Here is a 26058-nt window from a genome sequence, read left to right as displayed (position 1 = left end):
ATTACTTTCAAGAAACATAACGAATGGAAGTGGCAACCTGACGTGACTTCCTCGGCCTATCTCAAAACTTGGCTACATTGATGAGCGTGAGTTAACACTATAATCTCGTATAAATTGGCCTCGTATAAAACGGCATGTATGGAGCAGTCCCGTATTAAACCATTGAGCAGCGTAAAGCCCTTCAAAAAATCAATGTTCTACTGCACTGTGATCTTGTTGACCCAATAGGACAGGTTGATATTTCGTACGTTCTACACGACGCAACTTGTAAGCAATTAGCTTATAGGTAAAGAAGGTTACTAACCCACTTGGCAGCATGGCCCATAACTCGTGAGTAAATCCGTTACTACTAAGTAATGATATAGACACCGAATATGCCCCGATAAACGCTATGAGCGGTAGTAAATACAACCAAGCCGATGCACTTAAAATACCTGCTTCCGGTATGCCTACAGTCACTTCTTGGCCAACCCGCACAGGCATGGGAGTGCGCAGCGTCAACTGCTGCGTTTTCGGTGCAAGCGCACGAGAAATAACGCCGGTACCACAATCACTTTGTGCTTGGCATGCGTTACAGGTCGATTTAATCGCTGCTTCTACGGTGACCGTATCGCCATTAACGGCAACTACGGTGGCGGTTTCTCTTATCATTGTTACTCAATTGCGCGGTTATTCACTTACACTGCTGACGGGGCGTAAAGACGTAGCAATAGCGTTAGCGGTTTGCAAAGGTATTTCTCCCACCACTGTCACCTGGGCTTTGCCGTCTGTTAACGTTAAGAACGTACTCACTTCATTGCGCAGCGCCAGCGTTTCACCTAACGCATCTTCCGCAGGCTGAACATACACAGATACGTCAACCAATCCATCTGAAAAGAGTTTATATTCTACAATCTGTCCTGTTAAGGCCAATCGTCTTGTATCTTGCTTTATTTCTCGCATGCCAGCCGGCAAATAGGTGACATCCCATTTGTGTGCACGATTTGGCGTATTGCTCAGCGCCATGGGCGCGGGTAACGACGCAGAATTAATTCGTGAGAAATAATCAGCAGGCTCTGGCGATATCGCAAATGCCGTGACCTGAATCTGCTCTAATAGCGCCCCTTGCAAATCAAGCATATTCAGTTTGAGCAACATACCAGACGACTCATCCAGCCACAGTTGATAACCAAATCGCGTGTTATCTCGGCTGACTATTCGAATTTGTTGCGCTGAACGTCCTGCCACCCGCGCTCTTCCCACAGCGACGAACTCATAGGCTTCGGCAAGCTGTTCAGGATGATACAATAATACGCTTGGTATTGGGCCGTTGATATGCTTTGAACGCAAGCTATAGGGTTGTACATCTGGCTCAAATACACTCACCACATCGTTCACACGAATAAGCTCGCGGCCTGGTCCATTTTGAAGATTTAACTGCTCTAATTCAGAGCCATCTTCCATAATCCCGTGGCGCCATAAATATGGAACGGTTTCCTTTCCTGCAATAGTTTGCACAAAAGACACTTGGAAATTGGCATTGGTTATAATGTTTTGAAGTTCAGCTAGCCACTGATTGGCCGATTGAGGCTCTCGTGTGCGAGAAGCAGATGCATTTTGCTCGCTTCGACTTTGTTCAAGTTGCTCTTGAATCACGTCTTCTCGCACTGCTTCTTCTTGATCAGCTTCATCTAGTCGGCCAGCTCTCGTGTTTGATTCTGAGTTAGCGTCTAATTCAACGTCGCCATCATTCACGTTTTGGACTGGGGCAATAGGAGCTTTCGTTTCTTCGCTCAGCGAAGTAGTTTGGGCAATAGTGGGCTGAATAGCCGCGCCCGAAATGAAAAAAAGTGCAAGGATAGAACTACAGCGCATTTTTTCCTGCCTTAAAACAAACATACCAGCAGTATATGCTGGTATGATTAAAATATGAAATGTATGTCAGTCGCAATTTACTTGCGAAAGCACATTCCAACTAATGTTGACTGGCTGCGATAACTTATGGGCGCTCTGGTCCACTTGTTTCGCTTTCACCTTCGTCCTCTTGCGCTTGCTTAAGCTTTATTTGCTGCTCATGATCAGCAATCAATGCATTAATTTTGCGCTTCTTCTCAAGCATTTCATTCATGTCGTTACGTGGTAACGTTCTGGTTTGTTCCAAACTCACTGGAGACAATCCACCTTGAGGAGCAATCGTTGGCGCTGTCATAAATGGCTCGGTAGGCGCTTCTTGATTAGTGTATTGAACACCAAAGATAACTGCCACTGCCACCGACGCAGCTACTGCAAACTGGCCTGACTGCTTCGCAAAAGGAACAACATTGCCAATCAATGGTATCGACTGCCAGCGCGAGCGTTTAGGTGCGACTATAGCTGGCTCGTTTTCAAGCGCAGCTGCTACGCTTGCGGTGATGTCCAACTGTGGAGCAACACTTGCTTCTTTTCGCATTGCACCGCGATACACATGGTAACGTTGCCATTTGGCCTGAAGCGCTTCATCTTGCTTAATCGCATCGATGATGTCATTGCCTTCTATCTCACCATCCATGAATGCGGACAATTTTTCTTGCTGTTGCGTCATATATTCATTTCCAGATCAAAGTGATCGTTAACTACCCTAACACAGCTGTTAGTCATCGTGGAAAAAAGAAAGTTCATCTTTTTTTGATTTTATTTCTTTTTAATTTTCTAACAACGGTTGAATAACTTTATCAATCGCCTCGCGAGCCCTAAAAATACGGGATCTCACCGTACCCACAGGACACGACATTACGTTCGCGATTTCTTCATAGCTCAACCCTTCAATTTCACGCAGCGTTATCGCCATACGTAAATCGTCCGGCAGCTTCTCAACTACCTTAAACAGGGTTTCTTCAATTTCCTCAGATAACAGGCTTCGCTCGGGTGTAGATTGCTCTTTTAATGCATCACTACCCTCGTAGAAATCTGCTTCGTCAGCATCGACATCGCTTGCAGGCGGCTTGCGACCTTGAGATACAAGATAGTTCTTGGCACTGTTTACCGCAATGCGATAAAGCCAAGTATAAAATGCACTGTCGCCACGAAAATTAGGTAAGGCACGGTATGCTTTGATAAACGCTTCTTGCGTTACATCAGCAACGTCACCGGTATTTTTCACATAGCGAGAAACGAGATGCATCACTTTATGTTGATAACGAGTTACCAACAAGTTGAACGCATTTTTATCGCCACGCTGTACTTTTTCGACCAGTTGTTGGTCGGTTATCTGCTCGCTCATTCGAGCCATTACTCCCTACTTCAACTACACAATAGCTCTAACAAGCATGTGTATAGACGCGTTCTTTTTACAAAAGTTCTGTAAAAGCATTAAATATTTTAAAAAATGCTTAGGCCAGGGGGCAAGAATGATTGTGTTTTGCTACTCATCCTTTAGACTTGCCGAACCTTTGCTCGTTTGAATTGATATAAAAATACATGAAATCTGTATCGTCTTCACTAACTTCCACATCAAATGCAATAGAACACCGTTGTGACGTATTGATTATTGGGAGTGGCGCGGCAGGATTGAGCTTAGCGCTTAAGCTTGCCGACCATTGTCAGGTTATTGTACTTAGTAAAAGTGACCGCAATGAAGGCTCTACCCGCTATGCACAAGGTGGTATTGCCGCAGTATTCGATGAACAAGACTCCATAGACGCACACGTAAAAGACACGCTTGCTGCAGGTGCTGGGCTTTGCGAAGAGCCAGCCGTAAGATTTACTGCAGAACGAGCAAAGGCGTCACTTGAGTGGCTTATCAGCTACGGTGTACCGTTTGATACAGAAAAAAGTGAATCTGGTGAGGAGCGCTTTCACCTTACCCGCGAGGGTGGACACAGCCACCGGCGAATTCTTCACGCTGCAGATGCCACAGGCGAAGCGCTTCAAATTACATTAAACGACGCGGTATCGACCCATCCAAACATTCACATATTTGAGCGCTATAACGCCATTGATCTCATTCCTTCAAAGGAAGAAAAGAACAGCGTGGTGGGTGCTTATGTTTGGAATAGACAACAAGAGCACGTTGAAGTAATTCGCGCCCCTTTCGTTGCGCTAGCGACTGGCGGTGGTAGCAAGGTGTACCAGTATACATCGAACCCCGATGTGTCGAGCGGTGACGGCGTTGCCATGGCATGGCGAGCGGGTTGTCGCGTGGCCAATATGGAATTCAATCAATTTCATCCGACTTGCTTATTCCACCCGCAGGCACGTAACTTTTTGATTACAGAAGCGCTGCGCGGCGAAGGCGCAAACCTCTGCCACGCCGACGGTACCCGCTTTATGCACAAATTTGATGAGCGTGGCGATCTTGCGCCGCGCGACGTAGTCGCTCGCGCAATCGATTATGAAATGAAGCGATTGGGCGCTGACTGCATGTACTTGGATATCAGTCATAAGCCTGCTGACTTTATCGTTAAGCACTTCCCTAATATTTATCGAAAGTGCCGCTCGCTTGGTATCGATATAACCCGTGAACCTATCCCAGTCGTGCCTGCTGCGCACTACAGCTGTGGCGGAGTGATGACCGACTTTAATGCCAAAACCGACTTGAATAATGTATACGCAATCGGTGAAGTGGCCTACACAGGTCTGCATGGCGCCAACCGCATGGCATCTAACTCTTTACTTGAGTGTGTGGTTTTTGCCAGCGCTGCAGCGGAAGATATTATTAAAAATCTTCCCAGTGCAGACTGTGAAGAGTCTATTGCGCCTTGGGATGAGAGCCAAGTGTCTAACTCTGACGAAGAAGTCATCATTCAACATAACTGGCACGAACTTAGGCTGTTTATGTGGGATTACGTAGGTATTGTACGCACTGATAAGCGCCTTGAACGAGCCATGCGCCGCATTAAGCTATTAGAGCAAGAGATTACTGAGTATTACTCACACTTCAGGGTAAGTAATAACCTGCTAGAGCTTCGAAACCTTGTTACGGTTGCAGAACTCATTGTGCGATGCGCGATGGAGCGAAAGGAAAGCAGAGGGTTACACTTTAATTTGGACTATCCTGAACAGTTAGACAACCCCGTTCCTACAATACTTATTCCCAGAAAACAGCTGTCAGGCGCTGACGTTGGCTCGCTAATTACTCAAGACAGCTTCGCCGATGCCGACTAGTGCATAAAGTAAGATCTGTATCAGTCTAAAGAAGGCGCTAATGTTAATGCGCCTTTTTTTAATAACTGGACAATACATTCACACAGCATCATTTAGCGCTCAATAAAACACGTCAAACAAAAAGAGAGCATCACAGCATGCTCTCTTTTCACCGTCCACAGTATTATACCAGTCTGTTCCCTTTCAAGTTCAGACGCTTTACTAGGAAACTTGCCAGCGCCTTCTGAGTGAGCAATGATCTATGCAGATTGGTATTAACCTTAGGTTATCTCCCGCTTATCTTTTGCTAATCTGCACCTGATTAAACATTAATTCAGGCCTGATTAAACACTAAACTAGCCGATAAGTGCACAAGGCTGTCATTACTATCGGTAACGTCTATTAGCACACTATTATCTGTTTTACAGTGTTGTTGAATATGAATGTCACAGGGCAAAAACACGGGTTTTCTAAAGCGGCAATTTACTTCTTTTACGCTCATAGATTGTCTGAAGTCTTGATGACTTACAAACGCCGACACAGCGCGTGACAATGTCCACATGCCGTGCGCTATAGGCTGTTTAAACCCAAATGCTTTGGCAGATATTGCAGACAAGTGGATTGGGTTATAATCGCCAGAAAGCTTTGCATAGCGGCGACCTGTATTAGCCGAAGCACTAATTTCGCCAATGAGCGCCCTATTCTCTAATTCACAATCGTCATGTAAGTCATTTTTTGCACCAAGTGGAGCTACATGAACGGCTTTCACCTTCACTAAGTAACTACTTATCGCCCTGTAAACCAGGTTCCCTGCCTGCAGCGCCTCTAACATTACATCTACTTCCCAACCTCGGTTATGCGGTCTCACATCGTGAAAGCGCACGCGACATTCAAAGGGTTCGCTTAAATCGCAATGGTCTATTACCGATACTTTGTTAGCGGCGTGGATAAGGCCAAGCAATGGAAATGGGCTTTGTTTGTCCAGCAAACACTGCATTTGCAATGGTAAGGAAAGCATCTGCAAATAAAGTGGATGGACATGCTCATTTGCCGGCCAGTCAACTTCCTGACAAAAAGAAGCGTAGTGCACATTGTCGACATTGAGCGTTTTGGTATAGATGCGCTGAGGCAACGTAGGCGGTTTAAACTGCATAAGCTGCCTGGCGTCAACGCGTTTAAATAACGCTTTGGTATACTCACGAAACATCTTTTTAATTCCTTTAAGGCGTTGCTTTTCGGGCCAAGATAATGGCTCTAGCCAACCGGCGATAGTCTGCTTCGCAGCACTCACCTTTTAAGATCCAAGCGAGATGGCTATGATCTTTTTCAAACCATCTGCGTTTTTGGCGCAGCACATTGATACACAGCCCCCAAGTAAAGAGCTGGGAAGAATGATGAATGTTCATTGATGTGCCGTCGACCTGAGCATCAACTAACAAGCTACCTTTTGGCATGCTTTGCAAATCCAGTGGGAGCGTGCTGTCGTCAACAACCCGGATAATACCATCGCTGGTCAAAGAGAGAGCGTATTGAGTAGCAGAAATTTTGTTACTAAACGCGTCATAAAGACGCCAGAAAATAACTAACGTGGTTGCAACAGCAACAAGCGCTATCAATTTTGAGAAGCTCAGCCAAGACCACAAGTATTGAGGAAGGCTGCACAATGCTGCGAAAAGACAAACAGCAACGCATACTTCCCCAAATAACCTTCTAAACCTATTGTGCGTAATGCAAATTCTATACTTTGACACGGTTGACGATAGTCGCCACCATGGCGGCTAGTTCAGGGTCTTCGCACTTTTGGTGTCCCATGATCCATGCAAACAAATCAGGGTCATCACTGGTAAGTAAACGTTCAAATGTTTCTTGATCTTCATAACTTAAAGAATCGAAGGCTTCTTCCACGAAAGGAAGTAAAAGTACGTCTAATTCTAGCATGCCTCTGCGACACGCCCACTTTAATCGCGCTAATCTTTTTGGTTCAAACATATGTCTTTCATACCGTTTTTTATTCGCTAACAATAATACCATGCCCTATGCGTGGGGATCACTGCTCTTTTGGTCAGATAGGCAAACTAAATAGAACTTAATCTGCGCACATTCCCATGTATTGCCCTTGAATATTGGTGGTTTTACCATACCTTGAGTACATACAGCGAATTTTACAGTGGTGAATATGACATCTATCGCATCATTACAAAGTCTTCCAAGTGAATTTGTGGTCAAGCTTTCAAATGCCATGATAATTTCTTTGGAAGGAGAACAGGCCGACAGTTACCTGCAAGGGCAAATTACGGTCAACATTAATAAGCTAACCGAGAATACTGCCAGGCATTTCGCCCATTGTGATAATAAAGGCAAAACGTGGTCTACCGGGTACGTAACTCGCCACCAAAACAAATTATTGTTGGTTACCAATGAAGATGCGGGTAGTCATTCATTAGCACAGCTTAATAAGTATGGTGTGTTCTCTAAGGTTGATATTCTCGACGACACACAAACATACAGCGCTTATTTTATTTCGCTTGATGCAGTGAAAACTAACGAAGTAAAGGCAGCGTTAAGCCAGCTTTTCTCCGAAAACGAAGTGGAACGCCTTCGTGAGAGCGATACTCCTGACAATGGTTCTCTTGAAAAGGTCGAGAGCGAACACGGCGTCGCCTATTTTGCCAATACTAGCTGCAAAGGAATTATTGTTCTTTTAGATGATAATGGCGCAAAGCAAATAAATTCGTTAATAGAGGCGCAAACCCTTTCTTGCTATCCCCAAACCGTGTTTGACGCTATACAAATTCAAAGCGTACACGCTTTAGTGCAAGGCGACGCAGTGGCGGAATACGTGCCCCAGATGATTAATGTGCAGGCGCTCAACGGTATCGACTTTGATAAAGGCTGCTATATGGGGCAAGAGGTGGTTGCGCGAACCCGCTTTCTGGGTAAAAACAAACGCGCCGCCTACAGCTTTAAGCTTGAAGGTAACGTAAATATTAAACCTGGCGATGCATTAGAAAAGCAGTTGGGCGAAAATTGGCGTATAGCGGGCAAAATACTCAATGTTGCATCGCTTGATAATGAAACCTGGTTTATTGCAGTGCTCAATAACGATACCACCAGCGAAGATTTACACAGATTGGCTGATAATAACGCCATTACCTGTTACCCTAATACTTTGCCGTACAGTATTGAGCAGAAAGCTAGCAATATTGTGAAAAAACGTCGATAAGCAGTTTTTACTGCATTACATTTATTGCCCTTTATTAAAGGGCCAAGATAGGATTTGTTATGACAATTACTTCTGACAGCGTTGTAACGCTACACTACACCGTATCTACCGAAGACGGCACAACGCTAGACTCTTCAGAAGGGAAATCGCCACTAGTAGTACTACTAGGCCGTCGCTTCTTAATTGAAGGACTAGAAGATGCACTTATTGGTAAATCGAAGGAAGATAGCTTCAACGTTTCAGTAAACCCTGAAAAAGCTTACGGTGAACGTGCTGACGAACTTGTACAAACTGTACCACGCTCAATGTTTGACGGTATGGATGTTGAAGTGGGTATGTCTTTCCGCGCAACTACGCCACAAGGTGAGCAATCGGTCATTATCATTGAAACAACTGACGAAGAGGTTGTTGTTGACGGTAACCACCCTCTTGCCGGTATTCCGCTAACTTTTGACGTAACTGTTGTTGACGTACGAGAAGCAACGAAAGAAGAGCTTGAGCACGGTCATGTACACAGTGAAGGCGGTTGTGGTCACGACCACTAAGTCACGTTGCTATTAAGCTTTAATAAATACTCAATATATTAAAAAAGGAGCCATTGGCTCCTTTTTTTAATAAACACCATTTAATTAAATCGCGTCTTCGTTTTGTTCACCGGTACGAATTCGTACGGCGGTCTCAACGTTGTAAACGAAGATTTTCCCGTCGCCAATTTTGCCTGTCTTAGCTGACATTTGAATAGCTTCAACCGCTTGCTCAACGCGGTCATCGTCCAATACAAGCTCAATTTTGATCTTGGGTAGGAAGTCAACTTGGTACTCAGCACCGCGATAAAGTTCAGTATGGCCTTTTTGACGACCAAACCCTTTCACTTCTGACACTGTCATCCCTGCGATACCGACTTCAGCTAGCGCTTCCCTAACATCGTCCATTTTGAACGGTTTAATGATAGCTTCAATTTTTTTCATGACTACAACTCATCGTAAATTGTTGGAATTGGCACACGTTTATGCTGTGTACGCTCATAAATATAGAGCAATTTCTCTTCCACTTCCGCAGAAACTGGCTTTCCTTCCAAAAAGTCATCAATTTGGTCGTAAGACATGCCCAATGCTTGCTCATCGGCTTTTTGCGGAGACAGGCTTTCCAAGTCAGCAGTTGGCGCTTTAGTGATGACGTTATGTGGTGCACCCAAATGGGCTGCCACTGCACGGACTTGGCGCTTACTGAGACCAAACAACGGCGCAAGGTCACATGCACCATCACCATACTTGGTATAAAACCCTGTAATATTTTCAGCCGAATGATCGGTACCTAAAACGAGGCCATCAACCATCCCAGCAATTTCATACTGGATAACCATACGAGTACGTGCTTTAACATTTCCTTTCACAAAGTCTTGTTTCGCTTCATTGTCGGGAAGAAGGTTAGCACTGGCAAGCGCTTGTGAAGTAGACGCATGAATAGCATCTGCGCCAGGTTTTACATTCACTGCAAGAGAATGAGAGGGCTGGATAAAGTCGATAGATTTCTGTGCATCGTCTTCATCGGCTTGGGTATCATAAGGTAAACGAACCGCGATAAATTGGTATTTTTCGTGGTGCTCATCGTTTAATTCATTTACTGCTAATTGAGCTAACCGACCCAATGTGCATGAATCAATGCCGCCACTAATACCCAGTACCAGCGAATTTAAACCAGAAGTAAGTAACTGCTTTTTTATGAACGAGACTCGACGTGCGACTTCGTACTCTACGTCAATTTCAGGCAGCACTTTCATTTCATCAATAACTGCTTGTTTTTGCATCATTATATCCACGTATTTTTGGGGCGTCCTGGAACTTGATTCTACGACAATCTGACCGCAGATGTTAGTGGTATCCGCGCATCTATTTGGATTTACTCTTCTGGTATTGCAGTTGTGCAGCACTTAAGGTCAGCAATTTATTTATTATTAAGTTGAGATTCAAGCACAGCAGAACGACAAGCCATTAAACGTAAGGCGTATGGCCAAATATGCGGTTGCGCGGTAAAACATACCTTTGCCAACTCAAATTAGTTTACCCTAAAATATGAGTAAGTAGCGTAAAATTATGGCGCTACAACATTACATTGGAGAAAGGCGGCGCAAAAGCAAACCCGCCTGTTTCTCTTTATAGCAACGCGTGGAATCGAATACCGTTTATGACAAACACTAGGCTTACAGCACGACTATCCATAATGTCGAGACAGCAAGGATTAACCCTTCTAGAAATGCTTGTTGCCGTCGCTATTCTTGCCATTATTCTCACCACAGTTGCGCCTGGCATTCAAAATATCGTAATCAAAAATAGAATTACCTCTGACTTAAACAATTTAAGTGCAGTGGTTCAACGCGCTCGCTTTTCTGCGGTAGACGAACAAACCAACGTAGTGCTCTGCCCTACGCAAAACTATACAGCCTGCACGTCGAGTTGGCGCAATGCAAAAATGGTGTTTATAGATGCAAATGGAAACGGCGGCCGGGATAACAATGAGGTCTTAATTGTAGCAAGCGATCCACTTAGTAATGCCAATACCATCTCCGGTATAACCGGCAGCCTTATCTTCGACGAGCAAGGCGGGATAGACCGTGCCGCAACCATCACCTTATGTCCCAATAACAACGATGCAAACTATGCATCAGCACTTTTATTATCGCTTTACGGAAGAATATCTGTTGCCGTAGACAGTGATGACAACGGCAAAAAAGAAGACCTAGAAGGTAATGAGTTAAGCTGTAGCTAACCGTTCACTTTTCGTATCGTTAAGTTTCGAGCATTTTCTTACCAACATTCTGTGGGCGTCAGTGCGTCTTCACGTATTTTTATTACTCTACAGCTGTCCGTAGAGGCTCTAGATGTCAGTGTAGCACTAATTTCATACATTCCCGTGTCGCTGATGGTTTGTGAGATGCGTACGCTGGCTATTCCAGAGGGTGGCAACGCATCGTGCGTTACGTACTCGCCTGTAAGTAGCCAACTTCGCGACTGAATTGCTTGGGCAGACAGAAGGTACGCTTTGACCTTGTTGAGCTGACTTAGTTGTTTGCTAGCGGTAATTGCCGACGTACTCGCAACGCACAATATGCCTGCTATAGCCGTTGCAACCAGTATTTCTACAAGCGAAAACCCTTCAGTCAGATGATGTTGTATGTACGCCTTATCATTCCCTTCCATGGTACAGCTATCTCTCTAATTGAATTTCGGTACATTGAGATTACCAATATGAACTAAGCAGGGTAACTGGACTTACGCATGGCTTTTCACGCTTACACATCCAACAACAAGCTAAGCATTCCACAACGGAGATTGAATGGGTTTACGCTTTTAGAAATGCTAGTTGTACTGGCAGTAATCAGTCTCCTATCGTTAATTGCTATTCCTTCATTTGATGCATGGAATGAGCGAAATGCCTTTAAACATGCTGCCACCGGAATAGCCTCACTCGCAAAACAGGCGAGAATGAAAGCATTAATAAACAAAAAGAACATGTTCCTGATTGCGCAAATTGAACATAATAGCTGTGTACTCGTGAGCGAAGAAAACTCGTGCTCTTGCGCCACCCGCCAAAGCTGTGCCTTGACTGAGTCGAGTTTCTTGTCACTGCCTTCGCGGTGGAATACAGAATTGAGCACAACCAATAATGAGGACAAGATTGTCGCGTTCAATAAAAACGGTACCCTCAATTTTGCGAGTAATACGACGCTAACGCTTTCAAGCCAGCGTTTCAGGGCAAAGTTAGTTATTAATACATTGGGACGGGTAAAGCTATGTAGCGTTCCGTCTATTTCTGGAATAGCGCCATGCTAAAACATGTAATGCGTCGTGGCGCAATCAAGCCGTATTGTGGATATAGTCTCACCGAACTGCTGGTGGCCTGTAGCTTGGCAAGTATAGTGATTTCAGCTGTTGCAACTCAAGCGGCGCGGTCGCACATTGCATACTCATCAATTCAACACGCTACCAGCGTAGAAGACGACATACGTGCGCTACAAAGTACAATTACACAACACCTAAGCAAAGCGGGTTTTGTTTACTCCCCTAACCCCCTATCACCTTTCGGTGCGACCACAATCGAAAATACGGTATTCGAAATAACCACTGGCCACCGCGCAAATGAACCTGAAAATAGCTGTGTTACCTTTTCTTATGATAAGAACAAGGACGGCGTGGTATCGCAGGCTCAGGGGGAGTTTTTTGGATACCGATTGCACGACAATGCCATCGAGTACCGAGTAGCAGGACATTCCTGTATACAAAGGGGTTGGTACGACTTAACCGATACGCAAACTACCGTTGCCACCAAATTCACGGTTAACCGAAGGCACAGCAGTAGCTGGGGAAGTGCCTATGAAATTGAAATAGAGTTGCACAGTAAAGTTGATCCTACCGTCAAAAGCGCCAGAACGTTCATAGTTGAGGCTGTCAATGCCTACGACTAATACCGAATTGCAGTGGCCTCAAAGAGGCAACAGAAAAACTGAGTTTAGAACAAGCCATGTAGGGGTTGTACCTACACGCGCTACTGCACCGCTTCGTTTTCAGCAAGGCATCGCCGTGTTGGGAATTGTGGCCATATTATTAAGCGCTATTACCTTCTCAGCTATAAGTACATCACAGCAGGTTCAACAATTTTATACGATTGAAAAGACAAAGCGGGATACCGAGAAGGCACATGTTACACACATGCAGCAAGTCAAAGAAATCGCCACGTTGTTACGAAGTCATTCGGCCTCGCAAACGTTGAATAGGATAGACACATCCAATGCAACGATACTTATTGAGCAGACCGATTTAGTTGGTGAAGAACAGCAGCCTTTGCAACACTTTGACGTGCGGGTTTCCCAAGACGAAAGTAATATGATTTACACAGCTAAATTTCTGCGCTATCCGTCACTGTTAAGGCTACCTACTTCAACTCAACAATTATCATGGGACAATCAGCTTACCGAATGGCTTTTTAATCGAAGCATAGAGCACCTGAGCGCGACGTATTTTCCTCAAAGCGTTGCCAAACAGGATTGTGTGGACCTTCCGCCTGCCAGTATATTCTGGATAGAGGGAGATTGCCAATTGGATAACGAAGATATAGCACACTCAGACGAAAACCAGCCTTTAATGCTACTGATAGTGGATGGCGACCTTTCACTTCACGCTGATACGCAATTCCATGGTTTGATAGTTATGCTTTCCACCACGCCATATACGCACACTTTGCATGTTTCGCCTGAGGCATCTATAAAAGGCGCTTACGTATCCAACCACCCCTTGAACACGAATCTTGATGGGCCATTAACACCGTCCACCACGGTGCTAAAAAACCTTCAATCGCACACTACACTCGCTAAAATTATCCCTATCCCGGGTTCATGGTATAGGAATAACTCAACAAACGATTGAGCTGAATATTAGGTAAACGAAAAACCAGAAATAGAGGATCCTCAAAGATGCCTAAATTGAAAAATACAGGAAGTATTTTAATTGAAGTGTTGCTGGCACTGCTTATTTTAACAAGCACTACCACCTATCTACTTGCCACTCGCATTGATTCTAGGCTTCTTTTTCAAGTGACTTTGGATGAAAACGCTGAGCACAATGGCTCATTGAATTCGGATCGACTCGCTCTAGTTAACGACCCGGTTGACCAACGTTGGGATGACATCGCAATATTTGGTGAACCGTCATTACTGGTAATTTCAGCCCAATAGCACATCAACGCCACGTTTTTTTTAAGGCGTCAAAACGACCTGTGGCATTAATCGCTTAACGAATATCTACCAGTATTAATAATTAGCATGACCAGCAATATTCATCGGACTCAAGGGATCCATTGTTATTTTTATCCCAACCCTTTCTCCCATCACTGAAGTAAAACAACGTGCCATCTGATGCTTGACCTGTGCCGCTGACTGGCGTTGCCCTCAACTCATAAGCTGTTGCGCTGGCCGCTTGTATAGTTAAATTATAACGGCGATTTGCTTGGGGCTCAGAAGACGGAGAATAAGTAGAAAAAACGGCTGGCGCGCCGGTGTTTGCGCCACCACTTGCCGCACCTTCATAACTGAAAGAACCACTGTGATGACGTTCCATTGCAGATGCGAACCCCAACAAGTCAGCCTGCCCTGTGCCGCGGTATCCATCGGCAATAACACCTTGGTAAGAAGGGTATGCAATGGCGGCAATAATGCCCACTATCGCCACAACTATCATAAGCTCAATTAATGAAAATCCGCTCTCTGTTTTTTTATGCTTCACAATTATTCCCTCTCTGTTTCTGAGTGCCAACTACCACGCTGAATTCGCTCGAATCTTCCGTAAATATTTTCAGCTAAACACTCAAATGCGTTAGTACATGCCTCGTCGTTGCCATCTTCATCAACGTCAATCACTGCTGAGACACATTCAGTACCCAAGCAAACCACTGGACTCACAATATCTTCTATAAGAATTTTGGTCTCTGGTGCGATGCCAGTTTGTTTTAATTCTGCTGAGCGGTCAGCGTCGTTAACTTCTCCGTCATTATTTACATCTGTGACGGCGTTGCCATTAAACATACTGACTAAATAAGCGCGACTATTACCCGTGGGCGGAGCACATGCACTGGTACTACTCACCGCCGGAACATAGGTCGTAAAGAACACCTTGTAATCGATAATTAGCGGAGAAGACAGTACCTTTTCACCGTTAGTGGTTAAATTCAAATACCACCCAGCCTTGTTAGCAAAGTCCTGTGAAGCCAACTCACGCTCCCCCTCGTCACTACTATTTAAGGCATGACTCGTGGCGTTGTACATTCCACTCTCATAAACCGTTTGCATAAATGTGTAATTCCCATTTACATCACGGTTAAATACGCCGCTGTCTTTAAGCATATAAAAGTTGTCTTCAACTACGGTATCTAGCGGAGATGCACGCCATCCACTGCCAAGGGCTATGCCATAATACAACTCATCGCCTAGCGCTATCTCTGTTACGTCTGGCCCATAGTAGAAATGTCGGTTGGTTTCTGCTGTGTCGCCACCGAAGTCGGCAATGCGCGCGCCTTTTATAAAATTCGTACCTGAATTTCCATTATAGATGTCTAACCTGAATAACTGGCCGCCCATATCGGCCACATACATATGGTCCGCAAACCCATCGTTATCCCTATCAATAACTGAAATTCGCCCTGGAACGCTGTATGTCATATTCGTTAAGTTTAAATCCGCATCTTCATTACTTGCATGCCACAAAAGGCTGCCAGTATCAGCGTCGAACATAAACACAGCATTGCCAACGACATCATTTGCTCGAATAGCACGATCATCTTGTGCGTCATCGTAGCCACCGCCAACAATCATGACATTTTTAACTTGTCCGCCCATGTTCACTTTAGTGATTGTTGGTCTCGACCACGTCTGGCCCAACTTTGTCAGCGTCCCCGCCCCGCCTTCAATTTTGAATTTCAGCGTGGGTGAGGTCTTTTGCGTCACATCAAAGACATAATAATTACGTCCCCCCCTGCGCATACCAACATAAAGGTACTTGTTGTCTCCAACTGTTCTTAGAATCATGTCACCATCTAAGCCATATTTGTGCTCTAGCGATGATGTGTCTTTATAAAAATGATGTAGATTCTGCAGCAATGTTTTAGGCATGATGGCAAAGTTCTCTTCGCCTGTTGAAGTGTCGAATGAATGCAACATTCCTTGGTTGGTGGCGACAAAAATGGCCGAGTCGTCAGTACCGTAGTTAACAATTATAGGCTGAGAGTGAATGGGATCGCCCATTTGAGAGCGATAGTCAGTTGTACTTCCATCGCCGTTACTGTCTTTTACGTCCACGCCTCGAGTCCACTTTAAGATGGCATCTCTTAGTGCATTCGCGTCAGTTTCATCCTGAATGGCAAGGTCAGCATTCGTTATATTCGTATTGTTTTCGTGTAATTCATTGGCACTTCTTACAATGCTACCCGTATCATTGAACACGTATATATTTCGGTTCCCGCCCAAGCGACTGGCTGCTCCACCTTCACTCACCTCGCTGCCGTCAGCAAGGGTTGACCAATAGCTGTGTGCATTTTCAGCGAAGAATCCCGTAACGCTATCCACCGCATTTAGGCTGTTTTTATCGAGAATTTCATCACCACTTAAGCGATAACGTTTAAGGTTCCCAGGCCAAATCGCCCCTTCGCTCGGCTTAAACAATGCGAAGTATAATTCATCTCTATGGGTTAGACGGTTTAGCTGGTTAACCGCCACACCAGGCGACACAAAGGTTGCATTAATATCTTTTACAGAACGCAAAATAGTATTAAACGCCTCGAGCAAATCCGTACTGTTATCTGCCTGATAGAAACCACCACCACTTTGCAAAGCAAGCTGATTAAGGAAGTTGTTGGCGTTATTGTTCGCCGCAAACCCGATGGTGTGTGTAATAACCCTTGGGCCTATTACTGACGTTGACGCTTCACTGATATTTCTCACTAAATCTAGGCCGCACTTCTCACCGCTACTTCCGGTACAGCTTTTACCAAGTAACGTCTGAATTTTCGAAACACTGTGGTTGTTGTTCGCTTCACCGTCGGACAATAAAACAATGTGGTTGTTCGTTTGGCACTGTAGGTCAGACACTGGCGAAATGTAACTTGCCGGTGTTGGGATCTGCTCAGTGATACAGTCGCTGTCTGACAAGTTGTCTTCCGAGCAGCCCGAAGGCAAAATTGAATCTGCACCTATATAAGAGCTTCTGTGGCTCACACGAGTACTTCTTCGCACAGAGCTGCTAACGTCACTTTCCCCACGTTTTCGCCCATAATCTACGTCTCTACCGCCATAATAGTTAGCCGCTTCCAACAATGTGTCTACTATAGGGGTTAGACCGTTGGCGCTAAGCTCATCTATTTTGCTGATCAAATGTTCACGGACCGTTGCTGAAGCGCCAGGTGTCGCCGAGCCGTTAAACTTCACAATAAGCTTCGGTGCTTTAGATGGCGAGTTGTTATACGTATGCGCACCGCGGTACGACACAAAATCATCAAGAACAAATGCCATATCGTTACCTGACTGCCACCCTGAACGATCAACAATTTGCTTAACAATGTTGCTCACGTCAGGCGTACGGTAGGTATAATTGTTGTAAAAATCAGGCATGGACCAAGTAATACCCGATGTTTTAGGCAAATTTCGTAAGCGGTTACGACGGTCTGGATGAAAATCAGACGCATCATCATCAGCTACGCCCCTAATACGCATACTCGGGTTACCATAGGTCACCGTACTGTAAGCAGTAAACTCAAGATACGCTTCTGTTACTACAGCCCCTTGAGGAATGTTCACATTGCGAAATCGAACGCCTATGTAATCATTGTAAGATGGGTGGAAGGTCAGTTCACTACCGGTATTCGGGTAGCCGTTTACGTTCTCTTCCAAGTTATCTCGTGAACTGGCTACTTGATAAATTGCTTCGCCTTGAACACAGCCCGTAGCGGTAGAGTCATCATAAGTTACCACCAACTGTGGCGCACCACTTTGGCCTACGTCACTGGCTCTTACCTCACGAGAGCTTGCTGAATCGGTGCTAGAGCCTTCTATTAAAATATTAAGGTTCTTGCCGCCACACCATGCCGATAAATCGACGACTTCTTGAATGACTGCACTTATGTCAGGTGTGGTTATCACCTCGCCTGAGGCGGGAAAGCTATTGTCGGTTGCCCACTCAACGTTAGCCGCGGTCTTCGTTCGCGCACTCAAATTGTTCGAAGACGAAGCAAAGGCTGTACTTGATGCCGATGCTTCAGCTGATATAACAAGGGATGTACCCGCCACATTGAATTTTTCTGAAGTAAACCTAATACTGGCATTAACGATTGTCGCGCCTTGAGGTATGTTTAACTCGGTAAAACGCAGACCAGAGGTTACGGTTTGGGTACCGCTGCTTAATACAAGGTCATTGCTGTCAGTGGTAACGCTACCGTCTATTTCATGTGCGTCGTGATCGTCGTCGTTGGTTGAAATGATAATTTCAGGTCTTACCGCTTCATCTATATTGCGAACCGGATAGAGGATTGGGCCACCGTAATCCGAAAAACGCATCAAACCTGCGTTAATATTAGTCGCCGAACCGAGCGCTTCTTTTAGTGCATTCTGTACGCGCAACATTCGAGTTTGGCTGGTGTTATCGTAAGATCCCATACTTCCCGATGAGTCCATGATAAACAGCACATTCGGGTTATAGGTTACGGCGTTATTTGCGTTGCCTAGGTAAATATCAAGGTCGTCACCAAACGCAGAGAAACCGATACAGCTAAATAGTGTAATTGAGGCAAGGTAAGTCGAGAGTTTCTTCATATTAATACCTATTGAGACGCAGGGCCAAATACAGAGGCAGCCAAGCTGTTCGCCACAACAGAAGATTTACCCGCCACTTTCCCACATCCTCTGATAATGAATACATGGCAATTGACGTTGCTTCCACCAATCACGTTACTCGAGCCTCGACAAGCCTGCTCTCTGATAAAGGCAGTGCGCGACCAACTCTTTGACGAGGCCTCACTTTGATACGTGCCATCCACAACATGTCTGTCACCAACAGCAAGGCCGCCTTCAGTCATATATCTTTCAGTCCACTCCCCGTCATCGAAACAGCTCATTGAATCTGCTTCAGGGTCAAACACGTTACCCTGCCGAGCTTCCGAGAGCGGGTCTGTCTTATTCGGGTCGGTAAGTAAAGTTTCATCTTCAGATTCAAAGAAAACGCCCGCGATCGCTGCTTCAGCAGCATCAAAAGCCAAACCACTTTGCTGCATAGACACTGCCATTTTAGACTGAGACAAGCTACTGGTTACCGCGCTTACCCCTAAAACAGTGATTGAAAGCAACACAAGAAGTGCGAATACCATCACTAAGCCTTGTTGTTTCATCGCGAACTCCTGACAAAATTTTTCATATTTCGAAGTGCCAACGTTTTTGAGAACACTTGATAATAATGGGCCGTGTCCATCGTTTTAGATGCTTCGTTTAACAGCGCATATTTCTGAGACTGTGTTTGTCTCACTTCATTTTGATAGCTTTTAAGCATTAGCGCCCAGCGCAGTGACACAACTTGTTGATTAAGCGCCCTTAAATCTTCAATTTCATCTGCGGTTACATACGAAACAGCTTGCCCTTGAGAATTGGTAATGCTGCTTGAAACGCCGAACTGCACTTGGAAACTTTCGACGTTATCGAGCAATGTTACGGTAAGGGGCGACACTGTCTGCACCTTTAGGCCACGAAGTACCCGACCATCATATCCCGTGCACTTAAGTGTACTGCCGCTTACAAAGTAGTGATTAACAACGTGAAACTCGAGACCACCATAGCCGTGCTGGTTTCCAGTACAATCTTCGTCACTTAGTAGGCTCACAACCAGCTTATCACTGCCGCCACTAGAGGTTTGTATACTGCCTAGTGTCGCGTTGGTAGCGAAATCCCCTGCTACAGCGATGGGGTGATTTTCCACATAGGCCGCTTCGGCAACGATATCAACGGATGTATCCACATCCGCGACTATCTGATCATAACGGCCGACTTCATAGAATTCTGCAGAGAGGCGAGCCATGATAAAGCGGCCTGACTCTTGTACTTGAGCCACGGCTTGATTGAGCTTATTCGTCACGCTACTACTGACGAGCACTTGAATAATCGCGCCTGATATCACTAACCCCAGCGTTAACGTAATCATTAACTCGACAAGGGAGAAACCCTGCTGTGGGCGGTGGCGACGTGCATTCATAATGTAATGTCCTTAAACACACATGCGTTACTGTCACCTTCAGATTCGTTACATCGCGCATTAAGGGTATAGGTCTGATTTCCCGAAGAAGCGACAGGCCACGTCAACAACACTTCTACACGAGAACCTGCACTACAGCTGTAAATATCTGCCGTATTGTTGTCGTCACACGATACCGACACTTTAGTTTGAGGATTGGTTTGTACTGCTGAGCACGATAGCGCCCAACCATCGTACTCAGCCATCTGTGCTTCAGTACAGGCCTGGCCTTCGCAATTTGGGATCCCTGCCGGCCTTGCCAGACAGTAGCAGTGATAAGGGTGAGACGAGCCAGAACAACTTAACGTGGCAAAATTATAGGTATCGCTAGAGAAGTACGCATTGTTGACTACCATGCCGTCTCCCACTGTTGCTGGGCGAGCAGCGGCTCTCAATCGTTCTGCAACTTGTGCTGCCACCATCTCGGCCTGAGTTCGGCTTATTGCGTCTTTATTGGCAAAAGAGCCCGTAAACTGGAGCGCAGCAACACCCAGTAAGCCCACAGCTAATATAAATAAGGTGATTAAGATCTCTATAAGACCTGCACCGTGTTGTGCGCGAATATGACTTCCCTTCACTCGCTTCATTATCACCTTTTCAGCAATCATCTTTTTTGCCATATACCTAACATTCAAATTGGTGTTATCACCAATGTAGTATAGTAAGACAAAAGCGTATAACACTGGGTATCAATGGTTATTAAAACGTATAATTTTCTGTGACCTGTTCTAGCAAGCAAGTACAGGGCAGACTGTTCAACCATTTTATCTTTAAAGTAACCGGCTCTAAAAGGTAAGCGAGCTATAACACCGCTTTACAATGTACGTTTACGGTATAAAAGGCGCTACCTTAAAGCCGAACCGTGTAGCCTGTTCATGTTAAAATACCCTGTTCTAAAGGTATTATTATCCATTCGCAACTTGTTGAATTTCCAGTAGACAAAAGCATAAAAAAACACCGCAACTAAGTGCGGTGTTTTTTTATTTTGATAGTGCGGATAAATTAAACGACCTGCTTAACACGCAGCTCTTTAGGTACAGCAAATTCCACATTCTCTTCGCGTCCAGCACGCTCAGAAGCTGAAACAGCACCCCACGCTTTGAGCTTGTTTACCACACCTTGCACTAACACTTCCGGTGCAGACGCGCCTGCAGTAACGCCAATATGCTCTACACCTTCTAGCCATTCCTCTTGAATGCAATTAGCGTCAGCAATCAAATACGCTTTTGCGCCAATTTTTTCAGCCAACTCGCGAAGACGGTTCGAGTTTGAGCTATTCTGTGCCCCAACAACCAGTAAAACCTGACAATCTTGGGCTAGGTCACGCACCGCGTCTTGGCGATTCTGCGTGGCATAGCAAATGTCGTCTTTTCTCGGACCATTGATTTTGGGGAACTTAGCGCGAAGTGCGTCAATAACATCGGCGGTATCATCAACAGACAGCGTAGTTTGGCTACAATAATAAAGATTGGTCGGATCTTTAACTTCAAGCGTTGCCACATCAGCTTCAGATTCAACTAAATAAATACCGCCATCTTCGTTGCTGTACTGACCCATGGTGCCCTCTACTTCAGGGTGACCAGCATGACCAATCAAGATACATTCAGTGCCCGTTTTGCTAGCGCGGGTAACTTCCATATGTACTTTCGTCACTAAGGGGCACGTGGCATCAAAGACCTTTAAACCGCGATTTTCCGCTTCTTTTCTTACCGCTTGCGATACGCCATGGGCAGAAAATATTACTATGCTGTCGTCTGGTACTTCGTGAAGCTCATCAACAAATAGCGCACCACGCTCACGTAGCCCATCTACCACAAATTTATTGTGTACCACTTCGTGGCGTACATAAATGGGCGGCTCGAACATTTCAAGCGCGCGTTCAACGATGGTGATAGCTCTATCAACGCCCGCGCAGAAGCCACGAGGGTTAGCTAAATGAATTTGCATAACTAGTTTCCACCTTGTGCTGACACGCCAGGTTTAACATCAATAATTTCAACGTCAAAGATAACCGTTTGCCCTGCTAGCGGGTGATTGAAGTCTACCGTAACAGAGTCTCCAGCAGCACTTCGAATAATCCCCGGAATCTCTGAACCGTCAGGCTGAGCAAACGCTAAAATCATGCCTTCCTCAACCTGCAAATCTGCACCAAAGCGGCTTCTATCCATATAGTGAATATTATTCGGATCAGACTGGCCAAATGCATCTTCAGGGCCTAATTTAAATGACTTTTTGTCACCTTTTTTAAGCCCTAGTAAACACGCTTCAAAATTCGGCGTAAGGCTACCGTCACCCATCACCATTTTGGCAGGTTTGTTATTTACACGAGTACTGTCAGCGGCAGAGCCATCTTCTAGCTTTAAATCAAAGTGAAGAATAACTTCGTTATCAGCACCAATTATCAATGAGTCTGTCATAACCTTTCCGAATACTACTTAATGGTTTCGCTACTGTCTGCCGCACTTGTTTGCGCGTCTGCACCGTTGCCTTCGCTTTTTTTATCGCCATTTTTAAACATGTCGATAATAAGTAAAGCCGCGCCTATAAATATTGCGCTGTCGGCAATGTTAAACGCTGGCCAGTGGTAATTGTTTACGTAAAAATCTAAAAAGTCGATGACATAACCATGGACTAAACGGTCGTAAACATTGCCTAATGCACCACCTAGAATAAAGGCAAACGCAACGGGCAGCATTTTTTGCGAACGGGGTGACTGCTTCAGCCACCACAAAATCACTACACTTACTACAACAGCAATGGCAGTAAAGAACCAGCGCTGCCAGCCACCTGCATTTTCTAAAAAGCTAAATGCGGCGCCGTAATTGTGTACGTAAGTAAAGTTAAAAAACGGCAATACCTGTATCGACTGATACAAGGACATACTGTCGATAACCGTGTACTTACTCCATTGGTCGAGGATAAACGCAATTGCGCTTATCCACAAAAAACGCAAGCCTGTTTCGCGAAAAAGCTTAAGCATAGTGGCGCTCTTCTCCATCACCGTCAATGTTTGTCACACAGCGACCACAAAGCTCTTCGTAGCCTTCATGTGAGCCTACATCTTCACGGTGATGCCAGCAGCGAACACACTTTTCACCGCTTGCTTTATTAACGCTCAACCATAAACCTTCTACGTCTGTGGCTTTCGCATCAGACGGTGCACCGTCAACTTTCGTTAGCGTAACGCCTGATGTAATAAGTACGAAGCGTAGCTCGTCTTCAAGCTTTGCGAGTACGTTGTACAACGACTCGGTAGCATAAAGCGAAATACTCGCTTCCAGTGAGCCACCTAGCTCGCCATCTTTACGCGCCTGTTCCATGGCCTGGTTTGCGGCATCTTTTACGCTTAGCACTTGATGCCATAGGGCATCGTTAAACGTATCGCTTTGCGTGAAGTTGTTAAAACCTTCGTACCAGGTTTCAGTAAATACAAACTCGCTGTGCTCACCTGGTAGCGTTTCCCAGATTTCTTGTGCAGTAAAACTGGTAATAGGCGCCATCCAGCGAACCAATGCTTCAATGATATGATACATGGCCGTTTGGCATGAACGACGGGCTAGCCCATCTGCTTTAGCGGTGTACTGGCGGTCTTTAATCACGTCTAAATAGAATGAGCCCAGCTCAATTGAGCAGAAGTGCGTAAGCTTCTGTGACACTACCAGCAAGTCGTAGTTGTCATACGCTTCGATAAGCTCTTCTTGAAGAGCCTTAGCACGAGCAACAATCCAGCGGTCAAGCGCGACCATATCTTCTTCTGCAACCGCATCTTCAACCGAGAAACCGTTCAGGTTCGCTAGCAAGAAGCGTGCAGTGTTACGTACGCGGCGGTAGCCATCTGCAGCACGCTTTAAGATTTCATCCGATACCGCAATCTCGCCGCGATAGTCAGTAGATGCTACCCATAGACGAAGGATGTCTGCGCCTAATTTGTTAGTGACTTCCTGAGGCGCCACAACGTTACCTACCGACTTCGACATTTTTCTGCCGTGGGCATCTACCGTAAAGCCGTGTGTTAGCACTTCTTTATAAGGCGCGTGACCGTGCATGGCAGTTGATGACATAAGCGAAGACATAAACCAACCACGATGCTGGTCTGAACCTTCAAGATATAAATCGGCAGAGGCCGGGATATCATCGCGACGGTCTACAACGAAGTAATGCGTCACGCCTGAGTCAAACCAAACGTCTAGGGTATCGGTCACTTTTTCATAGTTGTCTAATTCGCTACCAAGCAGGGCTGCATCATCAAGATCCCACCACGCTTGAATGCCTTTAGCTTCAACTTCTTGTGCCACCTTTTCCATTAACGCCGCAGACTCTGGGTGGATTTCACCGGTAAGTTTGTGCACATACAAAGGAATAGGCACGCCCCACGTACGTTGACGTGAGATACACCAGTCTGGACGACCTTCAACCATCTTCTCAATTCGGTTTTGGCCCCAGTCTGGGATCCATTTGGTTTGCTTAATTTGTTCAAGTGATTCAGCGCGAAGGCCTTTTTTATCCATGCTTACAAACCACTGAGGCGTAGCGCGGAAGATGATTGGCGTTTTGTGGCGCCAGCAATGCGGGTAGCTGTGCTCGTATTTTACGTTTAGGACAAGGTTACCCTTCTCTTTAACCGTTTCTATAATTTCATCGTTGGCCTTAAATACAAACTGACCTGCAAACAGCGGTGTGTTTTCAAGGTACACGCCATTGTTGCCTACCGGATTGTACACTTCGATATCGTATTGCTTGCCCACGTTAAAATCGTCAACACCATGAGCTGGCGCTGTGTGTACACAACCTGTACCAGACTCAGTCGTAACGTGGTCGCCTAGAATTAACGGAACTTCAAGGTCTAAGAATGGGTGACTAACTTTAAGCTTATCAAGAGCAGCACCAGTACAGGTTGCCACTTCACGGAAATCTTCAACGCCGTAACGGTTCATGCAGCTTTCAAGCAGGTCCTGCGCTACCACTAGCCATTCATTTGAAGGCTGAACTTCAACAATCGCATAGGTAAGCTCTGGGTGTAAGCTGATTGCACGGTTGGCTGGCAGTGTCCACGGTGTGGTAGTCCAAATAACTACACCTGCTTTGTGTGTGGTTAAATCATCTTCAGACACACCAAACGCTTCTGCAATAGCAGCCACATCAGCTACTGGGAACTTAACGTCAATTGCCGGTGATACTTTGTCTTTGTATTCCACTTCTGCTTCAGCAAGTGCCGAACCACAATCTGTACACCAGTGAACAGGTTTGAAGCCCTTTTCTAAGTGACCAGAGTCTACAATTTTACTTAATGCACGAATGATGTCGGCTTCAGATTTGAAGTCCATCGTTTTGTATGGGTTATCCCATTCACCAAACACACCTAAGCGTTTAAAATCAGCCATTTGGCCGTCAATTTGCTTTTGTGCGTATTCGCGACACTTTTGACGAAATTCAGCCGCAGTAACTTTCTTACCTGGCTTACCAACTTTCTTTTCTACCATCAATTCAATCGGCAAACCGTGACAGTCCCATCCAGGAACGTACGGAGAATCGAAGTCAGAAAGGTTTTTCGACTTTACAATAATGTCTTTGAGAATTTTGTTAACCGCGTGACCAATGTGAATATCGCCATTTGCATAAGGAGGGCCATCGTGAAGAATAAATGGCTTTTTGCCTTTTTTCGCTTCACGAATTTTGCTGTATACCCCTTTTTCCTGCCAGTCTTTAAGCATTTTCGGCTCGCGCTGAGCAAGGTTACCGCGCATAGGAAACGCAGTTTCTGGAAGGTTCAGTGTGGCTTTGTAATCACTCATAAAATTGTATTATCCGGTTACCTTAATTTTCACCCAATGCACTAACACATTGTGAAGGCGATATTCATTTTGCGATGTTCAAATTAAAACGCTGAATGTAAAAGGTTCAACGTAAAACTGTGTGTCGTTC

General features: G+C 45.3%; 27 protein-coding genes. 8 read left to right on the top strand and 19 right to left on the bottom strand.

What is annotated here, in order from left to right:
- Positions 1-189 precede the first annotated feature (189 nt).
- From NO989_RS12785 to rpoE, 4 genes are all read right to left on the bottom strand, one after another.
- Positions 190-651 (bottom strand): SoxR reducing system RseC family protein, encoded by a 462-nt coding sequence (locus NO989_RS12785; RefSeq protein ID WP_131137719.1) that lies wholly within the window; start codon positions 649-651, stop codon positions 190-192.
- A gap of 18 nt (positions 652-669) precedes the next feature.
- Positions 670-1854 carry a MucB/RseB C-terminal domain-containing protein gene (locus NO989_RS12780; protein WP_014950107.1) on the bottom strand — a complete coding sequence of 395 codons (1185 nt, stop codon included), beginning with the start codon at positions 1852-1854 and terminating at the stop codon, positions 670-672.
- Positions 1855-1978: 124 nt separating this feature from the next.
- On the bottom strand, positions 1979-2560 hold the full coding sequence (locus NO989_RS12775; protein WP_014976995.1) for a sigma-E factor negative regulatory protein: 582 nt from the start codon (positions 2558-2560) through the stop codon (positions 1979-1981).
- A 99-nt stretch (positions 2561-2659) separates the two neighbouring features.
- On the bottom strand, positions 2660-3238 hold the full coding sequence (gene rpoE / locus NO989_RS12770; RefSeq protein ID WP_012518957.1) for an RNA polymerase sigma factor RpoE: 579 nt from the start codon (positions 3236-3238) through the stop codon (positions 2660-2662).
- A 197-nt stretch (positions 3239-3435) separates the two neighbouring features.
- Here rpoE and nadB point away from each other — a divergent pair, with 197 nt between their 5' ends.
- On the top strand, positions 3436-5121 hold the full coding sequence (nadB, locus tag NO989_RS12765; protein WP_278347039.1) for an L-aspartate oxidase: 1686 nt from the start codon (positions 3436-3438) through the stop codon (positions 5119-5121).
- A gap of 313 nt (positions 5122-5434) precedes the next feature.
- On the opposite strand, the gene NO989_RS12760 is transcribed toward nadB, so the two are convergent.
- From NO989_RS12760 to NO989_RS12750, 3 genes are all read right to left on the bottom strand, one after another.
- The gene (locus NO989_RS12760; RefSeq protein ID WP_039228294.1) at positions 5435-6307 is read right to left on the bottom strand and encodes a MaoC/PaaZ C-terminal domain-containing protein; all 873 of its coding nucleotides are present in this window, start codon (positions 6305-6307) and stop codon (positions 5435-5437) included.
- Positions 6308-6320: 13 nt separating this feature from the next.
- Positions 6321-6716, bottom strand: a complete 396-nt coding sequence (locus tag NO989_RS12755; protein WP_014950111.1) for a hypothetical protein — start codon at positions 6714-6716, stop codon at positions 6321-6323.
- A 121-nt stretch (positions 6717-6837) separates the two neighbouring features.
- Positions 6838-7089, bottom strand: a complete 252-nt coding sequence (locus NO989_RS12750) for a succinate dehydrogenase assembly factor 2 (protein WP_014950112.1) — start codon at positions 7087-7089, stop codon at positions 6838-6840.
- 187 nt (positions 7090-7276) lie between these two features.
- Between NO989_RS12750 and NO989_RS12745 the strand changes: the two genes are divergently transcribed.
- Positions 7277-8323, top strand: coding sequence for a folate-binding protein YgfZ (locus tag NO989_RS12745; RefSeq protein WP_371342691.1), 1047 nt, complete (start codon positions 7277-7279; stop codon positions 8321-8323).
- A gap of 59 nt (positions 8324-8382) precedes the next feature.
- Positions 8383-8868 (top strand): peptidylprolyl isomerase, encoded by a 486-nt coding sequence (locus NO989_RS12740; RefSeq protein ID WP_014950114.1) that lies wholly within the window; start codon positions 8383-8385, stop codon positions 8866-8868.
- An 84-nt stretch (positions 8869-8952) separates the two neighbouring features.
- On the opposite strand, the gene NO989_RS12735 is transcribed toward NO989_RS12740, so the two are convergent.
- Complete coding sequence (locus NO989_RS12735; RefSeq protein WP_371342690.1) at positions 8953-9291, bottom strand: P-II family nitrogen regulator; 339 nt, start codon at positions 9289-9291, stop codon at positions 8953-8955.
- A gap of 2 nt (positions 9292-9293) precedes the next feature.
- Entirely contained in the window at positions 9294-10130 is an 837-nt protein-coding gene (gene nadE / locus NO989_RS12730) for an ammonia-dependent NAD(+) synthetase (protein ID WP_014950116.1), read from the bottom strand.
- A gap of 413 nt (positions 10131-10543) precedes the next feature.
- On the opposite strand from nadE, the gene NO989_RS12725 reads away from it, so the two are divergent.
- Complete coding sequence (locus NO989_RS12725) at positions 10544-11089, top strand: GspH/FimT family pseudopilin (RefSeq protein ID WP_039228301.1); 546 nt, start codon at positions 10544-10546, stop codon at positions 11087-11089.
- A 38-nt stretch (positions 11090-11127) separates the two neighbouring features.
- Here the strand turns inward: NO989_RS12725 and NO989_RS12720 are convergent, their stop codons facing one another.
- The gene (locus NO989_RS12720; protein WP_278347043.1) at positions 11128-11520 is read right to left on the bottom strand and encodes a type IV pilin protein; all 393 of its coding nucleotides are present in this window, start codon (positions 11518-11520) and stop codon (positions 11128-11130) included.
- Between the two features lie 78 nt (positions 11521-11598).
- Here NO989_RS12720 and NO989_RS12715 point away from each other — a divergent pair, with 78 nt between their 5' ends.
- The 4 genes from NO989_RS12715 to NO989_RS12700 are packed head-to-tail and all read left to right on the top strand — an operon-like array spanning position 11599 to position 14051.
- Positions 11599-12153 carry a prepilin-type N-terminal cleavage/methylation domain-containing protein gene (locus tag NO989_RS12715; RefSeq protein ID WP_168463235.1) on the top strand — a complete coding sequence of 185 codons (555 nt, stop codon included), beginning with the start codon at positions 11599-11601 and terminating at the stop codon, positions 12151-12153.
- On the top strand, positions 12147-12785 hold the full coding sequence (locus NO989_RS12710) for a potassium:proton antiporter (RefSeq protein WP_371342689.1): 639 nt from the start codon (positions 12147-12149) through the stop codon (positions 12783-12785). Before NO989_RS12715 ends, NO989_RS12710 begins: the two co-directional genes overlap by 7 nt.
- A complete protein-coding gene (locus NO989_RS12705; RefSeq protein WP_371342688.1) occupies positions 12772-13743 on the top strand; it encodes a hypothetical protein in 972 nt (323 codons plus the stop codon). The genes NO989_RS12710 and NO989_RS12705 overlap by 14 nt, the downstream gene beginning before the upstream one ends.
- Before the next feature lie 47 nt (positions 13744-13790).
- Positions 13791-14051, top strand: coding sequence for a hypothetical protein (locus NO989_RS12700; RefSeq protein ID WP_039228309.1), 261 nt, complete (start codon positions 13791-13793; stop codon positions 14049-14051).
- Positions 14052-14133: 82 nt separating this feature from the next.
- Here NO989_RS12700 and NO989_RS12695 read toward each other — a convergent pair whose 3' ends face one another.
- The 9 genes from NO989_RS12695 to ileS form a co-directional block, all read right to left on the bottom strand.
- Positions 14134-14598 carry a type IV pilin protein gene (locus NO989_RS12695; RefSeq protein WP_014950123.1) on the bottom strand — a complete coding sequence of 155 codons (465 nt, stop codon included), beginning with the start codon at positions 14596-14598 and terminating at the stop codon, positions 14134-14136.
- 2 nt (positions 14599-14600) lie between these two features.
- Positions 14601-18671 (bottom strand): PilC/PilY family type IV pilus protein, encoded by a 4071-nt coding sequence (locus NO989_RS12690; protein ID WP_287498903.1) that lies wholly within the window; start codon positions 18669-18671, stop codon positions 14601-14603.
- 8 nt (positions 18672-18679) lie between these two features.
- Positions 18680-19243 carry a PilX N-terminal domain-containing pilus assembly protein gene (locus NO989_RS12685; protein WP_371342687.1) on the bottom strand — a complete coding sequence of 188 codons (564 nt, stop codon included), beginning with the start codon at positions 19241-19243 and terminating at the stop codon, positions 18680-18682.
- Complete coding sequence (locus NO989_RS12680; protein ID WP_014950126.1) at positions 19240-20097, bottom strand: PilW family protein; 858 nt, start codon at positions 20095-20097, stop codon at positions 19240-19242. Before NO989_RS12680 ends, NO989_RS12685 begins: the two co-directional genes overlap by 4 nt.
- Positions 20094-20744: a pilus assembly protein PilV gene (locus NO989_RS12675; protein ID WP_080589202.1), complete on the bottom strand. Its 651-nt coding sequence runs from the start codon at positions 20742-20744 to the stop codon at positions 20094-20096. The genes NO989_RS12680 and NO989_RS12675 overlap by 4 nt, the downstream gene beginning before the upstream one ends.
- A 394-nt stretch (positions 20745-21138) precedes the next feature.
- Positions 21139-22083 (bottom strand): 4-hydroxy-3-methylbut-2-enyl diphosphate reductase, encoded by a 945-nt coding sequence (gene ispH, locus NO989_RS12670; RefSeq protein WP_014977011.1) that lies wholly within the window; start codon positions 22081-22083, stop codon positions 21139-21141.
- Positions 22084-22085: 2 nt separating this feature from the next.
- The gene (gene fkpB / locus NO989_RS12665) at positions 22086-22553 is read right to left on the bottom strand and encodes an FKBP-type peptidyl-prolyl cis-trans isomerase (protein WP_014950129.1); all 468 of its coding nucleotides are present in this window, start codon (positions 22551-22553) and stop codon (positions 22086-22088) included.
- 14 nt (positions 22554-22567) lie between these two features.
- Positions 22568-23116 (bottom strand): signal peptidase II, encoded by a 549-nt coding sequence (gene lspA, locus NO989_RS12660; RefSeq protein WP_136782298.1) that lies wholly within the window; start codon positions 23114-23116, stop codon positions 22568-22570.
- Positions 23109-25928 carry an isoleucine--tRNA ligase gene (gene ileS, locus NO989_RS12655; protein WP_371342686.1) on the bottom strand — a complete coding sequence of 940 codons (2820 nt, stop codon included), beginning with the start codon at positions 25926-25928 and terminating at the stop codon, positions 23109-23111. Before ileS ends, lspA begins: the two co-directional genes overlap by 8 nt.
- Between the last annotated feature and the right edge of the window lie 130 nt (positions 25929-26058).

Source organism: Alteromonas sp. DY56-G5, assembly GCF_041414725.1.
Classification (GTDB): domain Bacteria; phylum Pseudomonadota; class Gammaproteobacteria; order Enterobacterales; family Alteromonadaceae; genus Alteromonas; species Alteromonas macleodii.
Note: the sequence above shows the minus strand (reverse complement) of the source record. Positions and strands in the feature narration are given on the sequence as shown.